This is a genomic window from Pusillimonas sp. ANT_WB101 (genome assembly GCF_008369125.1).
GTDB lineage: Bacteria > Pseudomonadota > Gammaproteobacteria > Burkholderiales > Burkholderiaceae_B > Allopusillimonas.
This window is the reverse complement of the sequence record NZ_VOAY01000001.1, coordinates 1,353,967-1,371,837: the sequence shown is the minus strand read 5'-3', so window position 1 is coordinate 1,371,837 and position 17,871 is coordinate 1,353,967. Positions and strand designations below refer to the sequence as shown.

The 17,871-nt window shown below is 50.7% G+C and carries 14 protein-coding genes and 1 pseudogene; 8 read left to right on the top strand and 7 right to left on the bottom strand.

Annotated elements, in window-relative coordinates; all coding sequences use genetic code 11:
• Window positions 1-817 precede the first annotated feature (817 nt).
• From maiA to FQ179_RS06200, 5 genes are all read left to right on the top strand, one after another.
• Window positions 818-1,459, top strand: a complete 642-nt coding sequence (gene maiA / locus FQ179_RS06220) for a maleylacetoacetate isomerase (RefSeq protein ID WP_149396932.1) — start codon at window positions 818-820, stop codon at window positions 1,457-1,459.
• Between the two features lie 323 nt (window positions 1,460-1,782).
• Window positions 1,783-4,074 (top strand): cytochrome P450/oxidoreductase, encoded by a 2,292-nt coding sequence (locus tag FQ179_RS06215; RefSeq protein ID WP_223146200.1) that lies wholly within the window; start codon window positions 1,783-1,785, stop codon window positions 4,072-4,074.
• Window positions 4,075-4,093: 19 nt separating this feature from the next.
• Window positions 4,094-5,125, top strand: a complete 1,032-nt coding sequence (locus FQ179_RS06210) for a TRAP transporter substrate-binding protein (RefSeq protein ID WP_149396356.1) — start codon at window positions 4,094-4,096, stop codon at window positions 5,123-5,125.
• A 20-nt stretch (window positions 5,126-5,145) separates the two neighbouring features.
• Complete coding sequence (locus tag FQ179_RS06205) at window positions 5,146-5,685, top strand: TRAP transporter small permease (protein WP_149396355.1); 540 nt, start codon at window positions 5,146-5,148, stop codon at window positions 5,683-5,685.
• On the top strand, window positions 5,682-7,007 hold the full coding sequence (locus FQ179_RS06200; protein WP_149396354.1) for a TRAP transporter large permease: 1,326 nt from the start codon (window positions 5,682-5,684) through the stop codon (window positions 7,005-7,007). Before FQ179_RS06205 ends, FQ179_RS06200 begins: the two co-directional genes overlap by 4 nt.
• Window positions 7,008-7,255: 248 nt before the next feature.
• On the opposite strand, the gene FQ179_RS06195 is transcribed toward FQ179_RS06200, so the two are convergent.
• From FQ179_RS06195 to dapC, 5 genes are all read right to left on the bottom strand, one after another.
• The gene (locus FQ179_RS06195) at window positions 7,256-9,205 is read right to left on the bottom strand and encodes an ABC-F family ATP-binding cassette domain-containing protein (protein WP_149396353.1); all 1,950 of its coding nucleotides are present in this window, start codon (window positions 9,203-9,205) and stop codon (window positions 7,256-7,258) included.
• Window positions 9,202-10,098 (bottom strand): 50S ribosomal protein L3 N(5)-glutamine methyltransferase, encoded by an 897-nt coding sequence (gene prmB, locus FQ179_RS06190; RefSeq protein WP_149396352.1) that lies wholly within the window; start codon window positions 10,096-10,098, stop codon window positions 9,202-9,204. Before prmB ends, FQ179_RS06195 begins: the two co-directional genes overlap by 4 nt.
• A gap of 14 nt (window positions 10,099-10,112) precedes the next feature.
• Window positions 10,113-11,252: a succinyl-diaminopimelate desuccinylase gene (gene dapE / locus FQ179_RS06185; RefSeq protein WP_149396351.1), complete on the bottom strand. Its 1,140-nt coding sequence runs from the start codon at window positions 11,250-11,252 to the stop codon at window positions 10,113-10,115.
• Window positions 11,252-12,073: a 2,3,4,5-tetrahydropyridine-2,6-dicarboxylate N-succinyltransferase gene (gene dapD / locus FQ179_RS06180; RefSeq protein WP_149396350.1), complete on the bottom strand. Its 822-nt coding sequence runs from the start codon at window positions 12,071-12,073 to the stop codon at window positions 11,252-11,254. The genes dapE and dapD overlap by 1 nt, the downstream gene beginning before the upstream one ends.
• A 108-nt stretch (window positions 12,074-12,181) precedes the next feature.
• Entirely contained in the window at window positions 12,182-13,381 is a 1,200-nt protein-coding gene (gene dapC / locus FQ179_RS06175; protein ID WP_149396349.1) for a succinyldiaminopimelate transaminase, read from the bottom strand.
• Between the two features lie 260 nt (window positions 13,382-13,641).
• On the opposite strand from dapC, the pseudogene FQ179_RS22890 reads away from it, so the two are divergent.
• From FQ179_RS22890 to FQ179_RS06165, 3 genes and pseudogenes are all read left to right on the top strand, one after another.
• Window positions 13,642-13,752 (top strand): annotated as a pseudogene (locus FQ179_RS22890) (DUF3304 domain-containing protein); the annotation flags it as partial.
• Window positions 13,753-13,768: 16 nt separating this feature from the next.
• A complete protein-coding gene (gene dctP / locus FQ179_RS06170; RefSeq protein WP_149396348.1) occupies window positions 13,769-14,845 on the top strand; it encodes a TRAP transporter substrate-binding protein DctP in 1,077 nt (358 codons plus the stop codon).
• Window positions 14,846-14,970: 125 nt separating this feature from the next.
• Window positions 14,971-15,768 carry a crotonase/enoyl-CoA hydratase family protein gene (locus FQ179_RS06165; protein WP_149396347.1) on the top strand — a complete coding sequence of 266 codons (798 nt, stop codon included), beginning with the start codon at window positions 14,971-14,973 and terminating at the stop codon, window positions 15,766-15,768.
• Window positions 15,769-15,811: 43 nt separating this feature from the next.
• Here FQ179_RS06165 and FQ179_RS06160 read toward each other — a convergent pair whose 3' ends face one another.
• Together FQ179_RS06160 and FQ179_RS06155 are read right to left on the bottom strand one after the other, a co-directional pair.
• Entirely contained in the window at window positions 15,812-16,600 is a 789-nt protein-coding gene (locus FQ179_RS06160; RefSeq protein ID WP_149396346.1) for an enoyl-CoA hydratase/isomerase family protein, read from the bottom strand.
• A gap of 7 nt (window positions 16,601-16,607) precedes the next feature.
• The gene (locus FQ179_RS06155) at window positions 16,608-17,864 is read right to left on the bottom strand and encodes a CaiB/BaiF CoA-transferase family protein (RefSeq protein ID WP_149396345.1); all 1,257 of its coding nucleotides are present in this window, start codon (window positions 17,862-17,864) and stop codon (window positions 16,608-16,610) included.
• Between the last annotated feature and the right edge of the window lie 7 nt (window positions 17,865-17,871).

The following is a 17,871-nucleotide window of genomic DNA, read 5'->3' as shown; positions in this document are numbered from 1 at the left end:
CGCTAGTTTTGAATCCCATGACCGTTTGGGAAAACTCTCACAGCAGAAATCGCCCCTATAGCCACAATCGCAATTAATAAGATGGCGCCATAAAATGCGGTGTAGCCCAGGTGCTGGGGCATGGTCGGCAAGCGTGATAAGCCCCACAGCGCATAAGATATTGCCCACAAGCGTAAGGGAACGTGTTCCGTTGTGCCTCACGCCAAGATGCCTGAACCGCTCCACATAAGACGATCACAGAAATTTCACAAACCACTTTATAACAATTAGATGGAGCAGACCGATCTGATCGCGAGGCAAGCCGTCCTTGCGCAAGACCGCAGGCAGCCCTAGCATCGTCAGACCTTCGATGACACTTTGGGCTAGGTAAAGTGCGCCGATTGCCAGAAAGATGGCGTTCGGCGCGGGTGCACCGTCCCATAGAGAGCGTTGTACGTGAACGTATAGACATAGAATTGCCTAGCGCTACACAGTATGTGATGCTCATTCATGATCTGACCTTATAAATGCAGTAGTAAAAACTGTTTGCCGTATGGGTGCATACTTCTTACTATTAAATGCATTTGTAAAAAAATATTTGCATACGCAGCTTAAGTACACAGTTTCAGGAGAGGTTATGGATACAAATCAATCGTTTATTAGCATTGCTTCGGATAGCGATTTTTCTATTCATAATCTACCTTATGGAGTTTTCAGCATTGCTGATACAAACCCTCGTGCGTGGCTATGCCCAGAAGAGAGAAGTACGAGTAGGGTTTGGTGAGGTACGTGGCAAAATACTACCTGAGCACAATTTTAATTTTAGGGCAAACTGATGATCAAGCTGTATAGTTATTTTCGAAGCTCAGCTGCTTATAGAGTGCGCATTGCTTTAAACCTAAAAAAAATACCTTATGAATATATACCTGTTCATTTGGTTAAAAATGGTGGTGAACAAAACAGTAGTAGTTACCAGGCGCTTAATCCACTTAAGTTGCTGCCGACCTTGGTGGATGGTTCGGTTGTGCTTTCTCAATCACTAGCTATTATTGAATACCTTGAGGAAGCCTACCCCGAGACAGTGCCGCTTTTGCCTGATGCCGTCCAGCAGCGTGCACAGATTCGTGCCCTTAGTCAGATAATTGCTTGTGATGTCCATCCTCTGAATAACTTGCGTGTGTTACGTTACCTGGATCAGCAGCTAGAAATTAGTGATAGTGATCGCAGCCGCTGGTACGCTCACTGGATACGCGTTGGATTTGATGCCTACGAGCAGTTAGCAAGCGAACACCAAGGTAAGTTTTGTGTAGGTGACAGCCCAAGTATGGCTGATTGTTGCCTGATTCCGCAAATATACAATGCAAAACGTTATAACCTGGATTTAAGCGCTTATCCCAATATTTTAGCGATTTATTCGCATTGTCAAAATCTGCCTGGTTTTGTAAACGCAGAACCAGAAAAACAACCAGACGCAGACTAGTATCTATCATTTAAAGCATCGGGACGTGCTTATTACGACTTGATATCGTCTATGGGCTAACGGTGTTGAGGTGCTTGGTGTAACTGACCATAGTCTGTTCGACTAAATGCACTCTTTTGATCCTAATGGTCATCACTTTGAATTGCTCTATAACGATTCTAAGACTGATGAAAAGACGGCAAAGATTACTGAACAAACAAAACATGAAATTCTCGTAGAATGGGCTAAAACTAAACGTGCTCTTAGCCATACACCGTTTTTACATGTTTCAGAGTTGAATCAGTAGTTTTCTGTAATAAACATATAAACGCGAGGAGGCCGTTGTGAGCATTATTACTACAGCGAAATCATCAGAATGTCCATTTCATGCCTCAGCTGACTTAGAGCAGAAGTCTAAAGATTTTGATATGTTTGGGCCTGAATACCAAAGTTGCCCTGCTACCTCTATGCAGAATTTTCGCGAGGAAAAGCCGATATTTTTCTCCGAGAAAATGAACTACTGGATAGTCACCAGATATGAGGATATTCGTGAGATATTTCGCGATCCAATTACATTTTCAGCGCGCAATGCATTGGAGAAGATAGCTCCTAATAGCGCCGAAGCAGACGAAATTCTTAAATCTTATAACTACGGTATGAATCGTACGCTCGTCAATGAAGACGAGCCGATTCACATGGAGCGTAGACGTGAACTTCTCGATGCCTTTGCCGCACCAAACTTAGAACAGTTGCGTGAGCTCACCAAAAAACTGATTACTGAGGAAGTTGATAGCTTTATTGGCAAGGGGCAGGTTGATTTAGTTGCTACTTTGCTCTGGGATGTGCCTGTCATAGTCGCACTAAAGTTTTTGGGTGTGCCGGACGATGATATTGCCGTGCTACAAAATTATGGCGTGGCTCACAAGGTAAACACTTGGGGGCGGCCATCAGGAGAAGAACAAAAGCATGTGGCCACCAACGTGGGTAAGTTCTGGCATTATTCTGGTGAGGTGCTTGCCCGCATGAAGCAAAACAGCGAGGGTAAGTCGGGCTGGATGTACGACATGATTCACAAGAATAAAAGCAACCCTCGTGTTGTCACCGACAACTATTTGCACTCAATGATGATGGCCATTTTGGTGGCCGCACATGAAACCACAGCTACTGCCACCGCTAATGCGATCAGGCATTTGCTGTTGCGTCCTAATTTATGGAAGAAGCTGCATGATCAACCTGAGCTGATTCCGGCTGCTGTTGAAGAATGCCTACGTTATGCGGGCCCAATTGTTTCTTGGCGCCGTCAAGCCACTAAGGATGTTCAAGTCGCTGGCGTTGATATTAAAGAAGGCGATAAGCTATTTTTGGTAATGGCTGCCGCAAATCGTGACCCACAGCAGTTTGAAAATCCCGAAGAACTCGATATCTTGCGTGATAATGCCAATGAGCATTTATCTTTTGGGTACGGTGCGCACCAGTGCCTGGGGCGCAATATTGGGCGTTTGGAGATGTGTGCGTTTATCGAAGAGTTGACCCGCCGAATTCCTGATATGGAGATGATGGAGCAGAATTTTACTTCTTTGCCCAATACATCCTTTCATGGCCCCGAGGAACTTTGGGTGCGTTGGGATCCAAATGCTGTGGTACAGCACGCTAAAGAACAATCTACTTTCCCTATTGGCAACCCTGATAAACGCAGTATTGTTCGTAGCGCAAAGGTTGCAGCGATCAATAATCTGACTCCATCCATCAAGCGAATAGTGCTTGAATCTGCCGATGATATTTTGCCCTTGCCGCGCTGGACACCTGGCGCACATATTGAGCTATTTTTGCCAAATGGCTTAAAGAGAAAGTACTCTTTATGTCCTAGTGAGCAACCTAATCAATATACTGTATTAGTCAAGCATGAGCCTGAAAGTCAAGGGGGGTCTAGGTGGATTCATGAAGAGTTGCAAGTTGGTGATCAGCTTCCAATACAAGGCCCAAAGAACTTCTTCAAGCTTGATACTGCAGCAGATCATTACCTATTAGTTGCAGGAGGTATTGGTATTACACCATTATTATCTATGGCCACAGAGCTACATCAACAAAAAAAGCGGTTTGAGCTTATTTATTGCGGCCGCACACGTGATAATCTTGCCTATTGCGATATCCCTGAACAGTTTATAAGAGCACCGCAGTTATATATTTCTGGTGAGGGTAGGCGAGCTGATCTGCGCGCACTTGTTAGCGCTCAAAAACCAGGCACTCATATTTATGCCTGCGGCCCTGATAAGATGCTGGATGAGCTAGATGCGCTAGCTGAAGAGTATCAACTTGGCCTGACTTTCGAGCTATTTAGCTCAGCCAGCAGCATACTTGATCCAGAAAAAGAAACCGCCTTTGAGGTCGAGCTAATAGATACTGGGAAAACTTATCTTGTACCTAGAGATAAAACTCTACTAGAAGTTTTATTAGCGCACGATATAGAAGTCACAAATGACTGTGAGGAAGGTCTTTGTGGTAGTTGTGAAGTTGTTGTGGTCGAAGGGCAAATCGATCACCGGGATCGTGTGTTAACAGCAAATGAAAGACGAAGCAACACGAAAATGATGAGCTGCTGTTCCAGAGCTGTCGGAAAAGTCAAAATTAAACTTTAACTTTGTCAAGGATATAGTGATGATTAAAATAAAATTTGCCGCTATCTTAGCAACTGCTGCGCTGTTTAGTGTGAATGCCAGTGCTATAGCGAAGGAGACGACACTTAACGTAAGTACATGGCTGCCACCCACTCATGTACAAAATAGCGCGGTTTGGCCAACATGGGCTAAGTGGGTAGAAGATGCCACCGAGGGTCGTGTCAAAGTAAACATTGAATACACTTCCAGTAACCCAACTCAGCTCTTTCAAATGGTTGAAGACGGTGTAACTGATGCAGCTTTCAGTTTTCATGGCTTTGTACCCGGGCGCTTCCCTCTGGAAGAGATTGTTGAGCTGCCTGGTTTGGGCGTAAATGCCGAAGCTGCTTCAGCTGCTCATTGGCGTACTTATCAAAAATATCTAGCCAAGGCTAACGAACACGATGGTCTTGAGTTGTTGGCTTTGTTTGCTCATGGCCAAGGCGTTATACAAACCAATTTTCCGGTTAAAAGCCTTGCTGATTTAAAGGGGAAAAAAATTCGCATAGGTGGTGGCATTCAAGCAGAAATTGGCAAGCGCTTAGAGATCACCCCCGTAGCTGCTCCAGGTAATAAAGTTTACGAACTGATGCAGACAGGTGTGGTTGATGGTGTATTTATGCCTATGACTGAGCAAAAGGCCCAACGTTTGGTAGAGGTTGCCCCTTATGTAACGATCATTCCTACTGGTATGTATATGGGTAGTTTTGTGATGTTTATAAACCCTGACTTTATGGCTTCACTAAGTCCTGCTGATGCCGAAGCAATTCGTAGCGTATCCGGTGAGCGTTTGTCTATCATGGCTGGCGCAACATGGGATAAGGCCGATATCGAAGCCAAAAAATTCGCTAAGGAAAATGGCGGTACAGTGGTTGAGCTGGCTGTTGATGATCCTATGGCAATTGCTTATGTTGAAAAAACCGAAGGTCTTGATAAAGCGTGGCTGGAATCCGTTAAGGATAAAGGTGTTGATGCCAAAGCAGCTTTGGAAATGCTAAGAACTGAGGCTAGAGCCTACGCTGCAAATCACTAATAGCATTTTGGAGTCAGGTAATGACTTTTATCTCATGGTTAAATACACACTATGAGGATAGAGGGCCAATGAAAGCGTTGGCCTTCTTTTTCGAGCTGGTAGCGGCAATCGCTCTATTCGCCCTCATGGTACTTACCTGCATTGACGTCATAGGACGGTATTTTTTAAATCACCCCGTAATAGGCGCTTCTGAGCTAACGAAGATAGGCTTAGCTATTGTTATCTTTGCAGTTATGCCTGTTGTGACTTGGCGTGGTGGCCATATTGCAGTCGATCTGATTGATAATTTTTTACCTAAGACCGTACTACGTATTTTTGCCTTTGTCTCGATGTTGATTATCACTACATCCCTGTACTTTGTCTCAATACGTATATGGGAACTTGGTGCACGTATGTTGCGTCGCAATATTACAACCGATTTCTTACATATCCAGAGCGGCCATGTCCTTCAGTGTATTGCCATTTTCAGCTGGCTTACTGCTATAAGTGCCCTTGTTTATTTACTATTGACAACCTTTAGGGCAAATCCCCAAGAATCAGTGCTAGGAGCAAAAGAGTGACAATTGTGCTTGTAGGGTTTGCTGTTTTACTGCTCATGATCTTGGTGTTTAGAGTACCAATTGCGTTTGCTATGGGTGTAGTCGGGTTTTTTGGTTTTGCAGTTCTGAATGGGCTGACCTGGGACAATTTTGGCAATTTTAGGTGGGTGATACCGCTGTCCATGTCAGCCAATCGAATTGTCGATACAGTACAAGATTACGCTTTATCGATTATCCCTCTGTTTATTCTCATGGGTAATTTAGTTACACGTTCTGGGCTTTCCCAAGAGCTGTACAACGCTTCGTATGCCTTTTTAGGTCATAAGAAAGGTGGCCTTGCAATGGCTACCGTCGTGGCTTGTGGCGGGTTTTCTGCAGTGTGTGGCTCTAGCCTTGCGACAGCGGCAACTATGTCCAAAGTAGCTATGCCCCCTATGCGGAAATATGGGTATGCTGATTCATTGGCTACGGCTTCTATAGCTGCTGGCGGGACACTAGGCATATTGATTCCGCCAAGCGTGATCCTTATTATTTATGGCTTACTTACAGAAACCAGTATTCGCGAACTATTTGCGGCTGGCTTGATTCCAGGCATTTTAGGCATATTTCTATATTTAGGGGCTGTTAAATATACCGTATGGCGTAACCCTAAAACTGGTCCTGCTGGTTCAGCCATGAACTGGCGTGAACGTATCCGCGCACTGATTCAAGTGCGCGATATTTTGGGTCTGTTTATAGTTGTTATGGGCGGAATATACCTTGGCATCTTTACCCCTACAGAAGCTGCTGGTATAGGTGCAGGCGGTTCTTTTATTATTGCTCTGTTGCGTCGCAGTCTCACCTGGACAACTCTTTTTCAAACCTTGGCAGAAAGCGCACGTACCTCTGCAACCTTATTCGCTATCATCATTGGCGCGCTAATTTTTTCTGATTTTATAAACCGTGCCGGCTTGCCCAGTATGATGGTTGCCTTTGTGCAATCCTTAGATGTCTCGCCAATGGTTGTAATCATTATGATTTTGGGAATCTATATTGTTTTGGGTATGGTTCTAGAAAGCCTGTCTATGTTGTTATTAACAATACCCGTATTTTTCCCTATTGTGGCAGAGCTTGGATATAGCCTTGTTTGGTTCGGAATCGTTGCGGTAGTGGTCACAGAAATAAGCTTGATAACCCCGCCGGTGGGCATGAATGTGTTTGTCTTGAGTAGTGTATTAAAGGATATCCGCACAGGCACGATCTTTAAAGGCATCTTGCCTTTTTGGGCAGCTGATATGGTGCGTCTCGCCCTGATCGTAGCTTTTGCTCAGATATCTCTGTGGTTACCTAATCTGCTTTATTAATTGTGTCTGGATGGGTTCACCAGCAAAGACTGCAGGTTTGTATTTTAGGTGAACTATCTCCATGCCATCCATTAGGAAGAAATTAGCTTCAAAAGGATTTTTAATTACAGATGCGTTATGTACTTGCTCATAATGTGGAGCAGGCTTAGGCACACAAATAATATTCTTACTTTAGGATGGCGTATGAGGGTTAAGGAAAAAAATGGTCTAAGCCGAGGTGATCGCGGGCGCGACGGCGCCAGCAACCCCTACTGCATCACACCTGCTTCAATCTCTTCCAGCGCTTCCTGGAGCTCCAGCCATTGTTCTTCGAGTTCGCCCAGGCGCTTGCTCAGTTCACCATGCTCGGCCATGACTTTTTGCCGTTCAGTGCGGCGTTCGTCAGAATACAGGTCGGGGTCGGCAATCAGAACGTCAAGCTCGGCCTGACGGGTGCGCACGCGGTCCATCTCGGTTTCCACCTTGCCCAGTTTTGACTCAAGCGGCTTGCGCAGCTTGGCCAGGCGCTGGCGGGTTTCTGCCTCGGCGCGTCGCTGCGCCTTGCGGTCAAGGGGGGCTTCGCCTGACGCATCGCTTTGTGCCTCAGCCCGCGCTTCGGCGCGAACTGCAGCATTGCGTTCATTGAGCCACTCCCGGTAGTCTTCAAGGTCGCCGTCAAATTCGTGTACCTTACCGTCGGCGACGATCCAGAATGAGTCAACCGTGGTGCGCAGCAAATGCCGATCATGTGAAACCAGCAGCACACTGCCTGAGAACTCCGCCAGTGCTGTTGCCAGTGCTTCGCGTGTGTCTACGTCCAGATGGTTGCTGGGCTCATCAAGCAGCAGCAAATTAGGTTTTTGCCACACGATAAGCGAAAGAGCCAGTCGCGCCTTCTCGCCGCCCGACATGGGTGCAACCTTGCTGTTTACCGTATCACCGCTAAAACCGAAACCACCCAGGTAATTGCGCAGCTCTTGTTCACGTGCTTGTGGCGCGAGCCGGGCAAGGTGTTGCAGCGGGGTAGCGTCAAGATCCAGCATATCCAGCTGATGCTGGGTAAAGTACCCGATCTCCAGGCCTTTGGAGGCACGCCGCTCGCCTTCTAGCGCGGGCAGTGAACCCGCCAGCGTCTTGATCAGCGTACTTTTACCGGCGCCATTGACACCCAACACGCCGATACGAGCGCCGCCGCGTACCATAAGCGTTACGTTTTCAAGAATGCGCCGGACCGTGCCGTTGTGGATGTCATCGGCGTAACCCGTAGCCACCTTGTCGAGCACGATCAGCGGGTCTGGCATGCTCAGGGGCTCAGGGATGCGAATATCAATGCCTGACTCGGCCTGTATAGGCGCCAGCGCCTCCATGCGGGCCAGAGCCTTGACGCGGCTTTGTGCCTGTTTGGCCTTGGTGGCCTTGGCCTTGAACCTATCAATAAAGCCTTGCAGCCGTGCGGCCTCGCGGGTTTGCCTGTCCCAGGCAATATGCGTTTGTCGCAGGCGCTCGGCGCGTTGCGTCAGAAAGTCTTCATAACCCCCGCGATAGCGCACCAGCTTCTGCTGATCAAAGTGCAAAATGCTTTTTGCTACGGTATCGAGAAACTCGGTATCGTGCGAAATCAGAATGACAGTGCCCTGGTAAGCGGCGAGCCAGCGCTCCAGCCACAGCATGGCGTCGAGATCAAGGTGGTTGGTGGGCTCGTCGAGCAGCAGCAGGTCAGAGGGTGCCATCAGCGCACGCGCCAGGGCCAGACGCATTTGCCACCCTCCCGAGAAACTGCGTACCGGGTTCATCCACTGGTCTGGCGCAAAGCCCAGGCCCGCGAGCAACTGCTCCGCACGTGAGGGCGCGCTCCATGCGTCGGCCTCTATCAGCGCTGACTCCAGCTCAGCAATACGCTGGCCTTCGCTGTCTGGTGTTTGTGCGCGCTCGGCCTGCAGCGCCCGCAGTTGCGTATCGCCGTCAATAACAAACTCACGCGCAGGCATGCTGTTGTCACTGATTTCTTGATCGACCGCAGCGATACGCCAGCCCGGAGGCATGGTTACTGTGCCAGCGTCCGCGTCCAGGCGGCCTTGCAGCAAGGCAAACAGCGTAGACTTACCAGCGCCGTTTTTGCCGACGATTCCTACCCGCTCGCCAGGGTTAACTACGAATTCAGCGTCTTCAAGCAATACTTTGGAGCCGCGGCGCAGTGTCAGGTTTGTTGCACGGATCACGACTCTAATTGATCCCGCGTCAGCAGCAGAATTTGGTCTTCTGCGTTGGCGGTGCTAAGCCAAATAGGCTCCAGGTGCGGGAAAGCAGCCACGAAGTTTTCATACTCGTTGCCGATCTCCAGTACCAACACACCGTCTGGGGCCAGGTAATCGGCCACCTGTACAAGAAGGCGTCGGATCAGCTCCATGCCGTCCTCACCCCCAGCCAATGCCTCGGTAGGTTCATGCCTATACTCAGCCGGCAGGTTTTCCATGGACTGCGTGTTGACGTACGGCGGGTTGCATACGATAAGGTTGTACTCGCATTGAGGCAACTGATCGAAGAGATCGCTGCAATGCGTGGTAATGCGCCCGTCCAGCCCTGACAGTTCAATATTCTGGTCGGCCACCTCAAGCGCGCGTTCCGACAGATCGACGGCATCGACCTGGGCATTGGGGAAGGCCAGCGCCGACAAAACGGCCAGGCAACCCGAACCCGTGCACAGATCAAGCACATAATCAACGCTGTCGGCGTCAGGCACCCACGGGCTCAAACCCTCTGCAAGCAGCTCTGAAATGGGGGAGCGTGGAATGATAACGCTGGAGTTGACCACAAAACGGTGCCCCTGCAGCCAGGCCTCGCCCGTAAGATAGGCCGCCGGAATGCGCTCATCGATACGACGTTCGAGCAGCTTGAGAAAGCGCTCGCGCTCTTCGGGCAGTACCCGTGCATCAAGAAATGGTTCTAGCGTATCGAGCGGCAGGTTGAGCGTGTGCAGCAGCAAGTAAGCCGCCTCGTCCCAGGCGTTATCACTGCCGTGGCCAAAAGACAGCCGGGCGACGTTGAACTGGCTGACGGCGTACCGCAAAAGATCGCGCAGCGTGAAAAGTGCCTGGTAAGCGGAATCGTGCATGGTGGTTCCAATAATTAGCGCACGCCCAAGAGGTGTTGCAGCGTGCGCCGGTAAATGTTTTTGAGTGGTTCGAGGGTATCGACCCGAACGTGTTCGTTTATCTGGTGAATGCTGGCATTGATAGGACCAAACTCGACAACCTGCGGGCACATGCGTGCTATAAAACGCCCGTCAGATGTACCGCCAGTTGTAGACAGCTGCGTTTGCACGCCGGTTTCTTCGAGAATTGCCTGCGTCAGTGCCGCACTGAGTTCACCCGGAGGCGTTAAAAATGGCTCGCCGCCCAGCGTCCAGACCAGATCATAGTCCAGATTATGTTTGCTTAAAATTGCTTCAGTGCTTTGTTTTAGCGTTTCAGGCTTGCTGGCCGTTGAAAAGCGGAAGTTGAAGTCTATGGTCGCCGTACCGGGCACCACATTGGTTGCTCCTGTACCCGAGTGCAAGTTGGACACTTGAAACGTAGTGGCCGGAAAGTACGCATTGCCTTCATCCCAGGTTTGCGCAGCGAGCTCAGCCAGGGCAGGGGCCAGCATATGGATGGGGTTACGTGCCAGATGCGGGTAAGCCACATGCCCCTGCTTTCCCTTGACCACCAGTTGGCCCGACAATGAGCCACGCCTGCCGTTTTTGACGGTATCGCCCAGTGTTTCAGATGAGGTGGGTTCACCAACAATGCAGTAGTCAAACCTTGCGCCGCGGCGCGACAGCGCTTCACAGACCTTGATTGTGCCGTTGATTGACGGGCCTTCTTCATCAGACGTGATCAGCAAGGCGATCGAACCGGTGTGTTCGGCGTGGCTGGCTACGAACTCTTCAACCGCGACGATAAACGCGGCAATTGAGCTTTTCATATCAGCAGCACCGCGCCCATAAAGCACACCATCGCGCTCAGTAGGCACGAAAGGATCGCTAAGCCAACGATCGAGTGGCCCCGGGGGGACTACGTCAGTATGGCCTGCAAACACCAGCAGTGGGCTGGTGCTGCCGCGCCGCGCCCACAAATTGGTGACATCGTCAAAAATCAGTGTTTCACACTCGAAGCCTATGGCTTCCAGACGTTGGATCAGTAGCGCTTGGCAACCTTGGTCGTCGGGGGTGACGGACTGCCGGGCGATCAGGTCGCGGGCCAGGTCAAGTACAGCAGAATCAGACATTAAGCCCTCAATAAATCATTAATACTGGTTTTGGCGCGGGTTTTAGCATCGACGCGTTTTACGATAACGGCGCAGGCCAGACTATGCGTGCCGTCTGCAGCGGGTAGTGAGCCTGGTACCACGACCGACCCCGAAGGCACGCGCCCGTATGTAAAGACACCAGTTTCACGATCGTAGATTTTGGTACTTTGGGATAAAAACACCCCCATGGCGAGCACGGAGTTTTCTTCAACGATGACGCCTTCTACGACTTCAGAGCGCGCACCGATAAAGCAGTTGTCTTCGATAATGGTGGGGTTGGCCTGCAACGGCTCGAGTACACCGCCTATGCCAACGCCACCCGACAGATGAACGTTTTTACCGATCTGTGCGCAGGAGCCCACGGTGGCCCAGGTGTCAATCATGGAACCGTCATCGACGTAGGCGCCAATATTGATGTACGACGGCATGAGCACCACATTTTTGCCAATATATGCGCCGCGCCGGGCGACTGCCGGCGGTACAACACGAAAGCCTTCGTCGGCAAACTGTTGCGCAGTATAGGCCTCAAACTTGGTCGGCACTTTATCGTAGAACTGCAGGGGGCCGGAGCCTGTTACGCCGTTTTCTTGCAGCCTGAACGACAGCAAGACGGCCTTTTTAACCCACTGATGCACAATCCAGTCACCTTCGCGCTTTTCAGCTACGCGAAGCTTTCCACGATCCAGCGCGACCAGTGTTTCCTGGACGGCGTGATAGATGTCGGCGTGGCCGGATACGGGGGTGAGTTCGTTGCGAATATCCCACGCGGTTTCGATGATGCTTTGCAAGTCAGATTTCATAGGCAGATACTGCATAAATGTTAAGAAAAAGGGCTGGTCGCCTGCGACGACAGATTTTGTCTGCGGGCGGGCTGCCAGCGGATTGGTGCAGGGGCTTTATGGCCCTTACTACGCACGATTTTGGTGCACAAAGAAAGCAATACGTTCGGCCGCTTCGACACACTGTTCCAATGGGGCAACGAGCGCAATGCGGACGCGGCCTACGCCGGGGTTGACGCCCAGCGCCTCACGCCCGAGAAAGCTGCCGGGCAGGGCCGTAACGCCGGTGGCGGCGTACAACTGGCGTACAAACTCGGCGTCGCTGCCGGGTGTCGCCGCCCATAAATAAAATGAAGCGTCAGGTCGGGTAACATCGAGTACCGGGCTTAACAGCGGCAGTACGGCATCGAATTTTGCGCGATAAAGTCGGCGGTTTTCAACAACGTGGTTTTCATCGCCCCAAGCTGCCACACTGGCGGCAGACACCACGGCGCTCATAGCGCTGCCATGGTAGGTGCGATAAAGCAAAAATGCTTCGATCAGTTGCGCGTCGCCCGCCACAAAGCCAGAACGTAGACCGGGCACATTAGAGCGCTTGGACAGGCTGGAAAAGCACACCAGGTTGCGATAGTTAGAGCGCCCCAGCTTGGTGGCCGCTTCAAGGCCACCAAGTGGCGCACAACCTTCGTCGAGATAAATTTCAGAATAGCATTCGTCAGACGCAATGACGAAGCCAAACTCATCGGAGAGCGCGAACAGCGTACGCCAGTCATCGAGCGACATGACATTGCCTGCGGGATTACCGGGTGAACATACATACAGCAGAGCCGTATTGCGCCAGACCTCGGCGGGAACACTGGCCCAGTCACACCCAAAACCGTGAGCGGCATCGGCATTGACGTAATAGGGCGTAGCGCCAGCCAGTAGCGCTGCGCCCTCGTATATTTGGTAAAACGGGTTGGGGCATACCACCAGAGCGCCCGCGCCAGGGTCGATGACAGTTTGGGCAAAGGCAAACAGCGCCTCGCGAGAACCCAGCACCGGCAGCACCTGCGTGTCAGAGTCTGGTTGCGGTATGCCGTAGCGTTTTGCCAGCCAGCTGGCGATGGTAAGACGTAAGGCAGCATCGCCTTTGGTGGGCGGGTATGCCGCCAGCCCGGCGGTGGCGTTTTTAAGCGCGTCTGTAATAAGAGAAGGCGTAGCGTGCCGTGGTTCGCCAATCGAAAGATTGATGGCATCCAGGCCAGCGGGTGGCGAGCCTGCTTGCGCAAGCAGCTCCCGAAGTTTGGCAAACGGGTAGGGGTGCAAGGCGCGTAGACGAGGGTTCATGGTGGCCGTCGGGTGCTGCTGTGGGTTGGTGTGACCAGCCCGGGTATCGCGTCTGGTTCAAGCCCAAAGATGTCCGTGACAGCAAGGTGTACTCAACCAGACGGGAGGCCGTGCTATGGGCCAACACGCGTAAAACCGAAATTATAGAGGATAGTAAGCCGCCGAACGAGAAGAATCATATGTTGAAGCATTTGCAACGCTGGCAAACGTGGTGACGATATCGGCGGGGCGAACACAATTTCGAATACCGAAACAATCGTATGGCGGTCAAAAGACGGACAGAGAATAATTGTTGTGTATCCCTACCAGCTCGTTGGCAGCGGGGTTTGGAAACGACGATAACTCGCCCAAAACTGAGCTTTCAGAAAATCCGTGCCAAATCGCCGTATGGTCGGCACGGGAAAAATTGGAGACAGTGCTATGCGTACGTTTTTAAAGCTCTCGACTTTGCTTACTGCCCTGGCGACCACAGGCTTGTTGTTCGCGGCTGTTGGGCAAACTCATGCAGCCGAAACCATAAAACTGAAATTTGCCAGCCCGTTTCCAATGGGCCATCCTTCGGAGGTTCTGGCCGAGAAGTTTATAGCTGAAATTGAAAAGTCTTTGGGCAAAAAGGTTGAGGTTTCTTACTTTCCCGCTGAACAATTGGGCAAGGCCAAAGACATGCTATCTGTATGCGGCAGAGGAATCGCCGATATTTGCCAGATTCATATTACTTACTTTGCTGGTCAGTTGCCTTATAACAATACTATCGTCCTGCCGCTTTGGACAACCGGAACAGAGGGCTCCACCATTTATCAATGGATGCTGGAAAATGTCCCTGAGCTTCAGGAAGAGTTCAAGCAATATGGTGTCCATGCGCTTGAGGGCAACACAACTGGGAGTTACAACGTTGCAACGACAGATAAGCCAGTTCGTAAATTGGAGGATATGTCCGGTCTAAAGCTCAAAACCGCCGGCGGCCTGTTCGACAACATTGCAAAGCGCTACGGCATTATTCCCGTAAGCATCCCTGCGTCGGAAACCTACGAGGCGGTACAGCGTGGTGTCGTAAATGGCGTAGTCTTCAACTACCCCAGCATCAAAGCCTACCATCTAAATGATCTGCTTAAGTACATTACCTTTGGTATGCGAGCAGGTGGCTACCCCGACGCAATGATTATTAACCAGAAAACCTGGGAAAAACTGCCAAAAGAATATCAGGCGGCAATTGAAAAAGCGTCTCATGATATTGCGAATATTGCTGGGGTCAGTTGGGATCAGCAACAGGACACTGTACGCAAAGAGTTCAAAGAGCAGGGCATCCAGATCTACGACTTGACGCCAGAGCAGCAGAAAACATGGGCGCAAAAACTCGACGGCCTGACCGACGAATATATCGCCGAAATGGAAAAACGCGGATTCACAAAAATACGCAACGTTGTTACACAGTACAAGTCTGAGGTTGCACGCGTCGTCAAATAAATTTGTATTCGGTATTCGGGTCGTTGATCGTTGGTTTCGAAATTGATATCTCTCGTCGAAACGTAGATGGCATAAGAACCCGTGAGTCGTTATTGCCATAACAACCGCTTATGAGGCTTTTCAACATGCCCGATTCAGTCCTTTATCAGTGCAATGCAGGTGTCGTCATCCTGACGCTTAATGAGCCAGAAACGCGAAATGCCATTTCGGCACGTATGGTTGATGAAATCGTAGACCATGCGCATCGCATCAATGAGGATCTTTCGATTCGCTGTGTCATCGTTACGGGCTCCGGCAAGGGTTTTTGTTCGGGAGGAAACGTCAAGGAGATGAAGAAGCGAGGAGTTGAACGCGATCGGACTCCGGCGGAAACTAGGCGCCATTACGAGTCTGGAATACAGCGAATTCCTTTGGCTATGTATAACCTGGAAGTGCCGACGATTGCTGCAGTGAACGGTGCCGCTACTGGGGCTGGTTGTGATCTTTCATTAATGTGCGATATTCGTATTGCTGCGCGGAGTGCGAAGTTTGCAGAAAATTTTTTGCGTGTTGGTCTTATACCTGGCGATGGAGGAGCCTGGTTCTTGCCGCGAGCAGTTGGAACATCCAAAGCGTATGAAATGGCATTTACTGCAGATTTCATCGATGCACAGGAAGCAGCGCGAATTGGGCTGGTGTCAAAGCTTGTTGATGATGACGCACTCATGGACGAGGCACTGGCAATGGCCAGAAGGATCGCAAGTCATCCCACGCATTCGCTAAGGCTAACCAAACGTCTATTTCGAGATTCGCAGCAGATGACGCTACCTGTCGCCTTGGATTTCGCTGCCAGCGCCCAGGCATTGGTGCAAAGTACGCATGATCAGCACGAAGCAGTTCTGGCTTTTACTGAAAAGCGCCCACCACGCTTTGAACATCGGTGAACGTAGGCCATTGCATTCCGTCGGGCACGGCATCTGAAACCCATCACGTACCTGTGAAGATAGCGTCGCGCTTTTCAAGAAAGGCTTTGACAGCCTCCCGGTGGTCGTTTGTCTCCCTGCACAGATTTTGGGCGTAGGTTTCGAACAATAGCTGAGCTTTCGTCTGTTCCCTGGCCTTTTGCAGCATGACGCGCTTGGTCAGTTCGATTGCTATTGGTGGAAGTGAAGCAATGTGTCGGGCGAGCCGCATCGTTTCTTCCAATAAGTTCTCGGCAGATACGACACGAGAAACAAGTTTGATCCGCTCAGCTTCGGCCGCGTCCAGCACATCAGCTGTCAGTGTGAGCTCCAGCGCCTTCTCTAGCCCCACGATTGATGGCAGCAGCAAGGTTGCACCGCCATCGGGGATCAAACCACGTTTGGTCCAGATGGCGCTAAAGCGCGCCAGTGTGCTAGCGATGCGCAGATCACAGGCAAGGGCTAACGATAGCCCAACCCCAGCTGCGACGCCGTTGACAGCGGCGATTACTGGCTTATTGATATTTTCAAATGCCAGAATGAATTCGCCAACCAGGCGTAATTTTTCCTGCCTCCCAGGTTCTTGTCCAGCGTGAGCAGCCTTTCGTTGTGACAGATCGGCGCCGGAGCAAAAACCTTTGCCTGCACCGGTAATAATCAGAACGCGTGTACCATTATCGTCTTGTGCAGCCTGTAAAGCTCGAGAGAACTCAACCCGCATGCTTTGATCAATGGCATTTAATTTTTCTGGTCGATTAAGAGTCAACAATCCAACATACCCGTCTTTGCTTAGAATTACGCTTTTTTCGTTCATGACGTCCTCATAGTGCAGGTTTTCCAGATTTTTTGGTTCCCATAGGGCCCATGATCACGCCCTTTGTGAGCATTTCTTCGATCTTTTCGGTGCTGTAGCCCAACTCGAGCAGGATTTCATCCGTGTGCTCGCCAAGCAATGGAGCGCGATTGCGCAATGGGGAAGACTTGCCCGATAAGCGTATAGGGGTTTTGAAGGTTTCCAGCACTCCCAAATCGGGGTGTATGGATTGCTCAAGCATGCCGCGCGTTTCGATATACGCATCATCAAAAAGCTCGGCCACTGAGCGCACCCTGCCACAGGGCACGCCCGCTTCGAGCAACTGAGCTTCAAGTTCTCGCCCCTCCAACGCTTCAATCGCCGGGCTGATGGCCTTGATGAGCACTGCGGAATTCTGTGTACGGAGGGCTCGGGATTTGAACCGAGAATCCGCCCCGATCTGCTCGAGATGGAGAACACGGCAGAGGTTCTCCCACATCTGATCAGAGGTGGCAGCTATATAGATGTAGCCATCACAAACCTTGAAGTTCTGATTCGGCACGACTGCAGGATGTGCGGAACCAGTGCGGGGAAAGACCTTTCCACGTTTGCGGAAATGCGTCACGTATGGGCTCATCGCATACAAGGCGATATCCATTAGCGCAATGTCAATGTGTTCTCCAGCTCCCGTTCTTGCACGTCGGACGAGCGCTGCAGCAATGGCAAAAGCCATTGTGGTACCCGAGCAATAGTCAATCATGGCCGCACGGGTACGCACAGGCGGCCGGCCAGGTTCGCCTGTGGCGTCCATGCAGCCCGAAATGGCTTGTACTATCGGGTCAAAAGCAGGACGTGTGCGCCAGGGCCCCGTCTGCCCGAAGCCTGAAATAGACCCATAAATAATAGACGGGTTTGCTTCGCGCACGGATTCATATCCCAGACCAAGTCGCTGCAATGCCCCGGGCAGATAGTTTTCGAGCAGGATGTCGGCTCTCTCAGCCAGCTTGAGCGCGATCTGCCGGCCTTCCGCAGACTTGAGGTCAAGCGCAATGTCACGTTTGTTGCGGTTAAAGTTCTGAAAATAAGCACCTTCTATGGGGTGACGATACATATCGCCCGACAAAGCTTCAACCTTGATCACTTCAGCACCCATATCCGCCAACATCATGCCGCATATCGGGCCAGCCTGGACGTGACTCAAATCGAGAACATGGATACCTTCAAGTGGATTCGAAAAGCCGTCCTCCGTTTGTAGAACGTGGCGGTCATCAGGCAGTTGAGACACAGTTGAT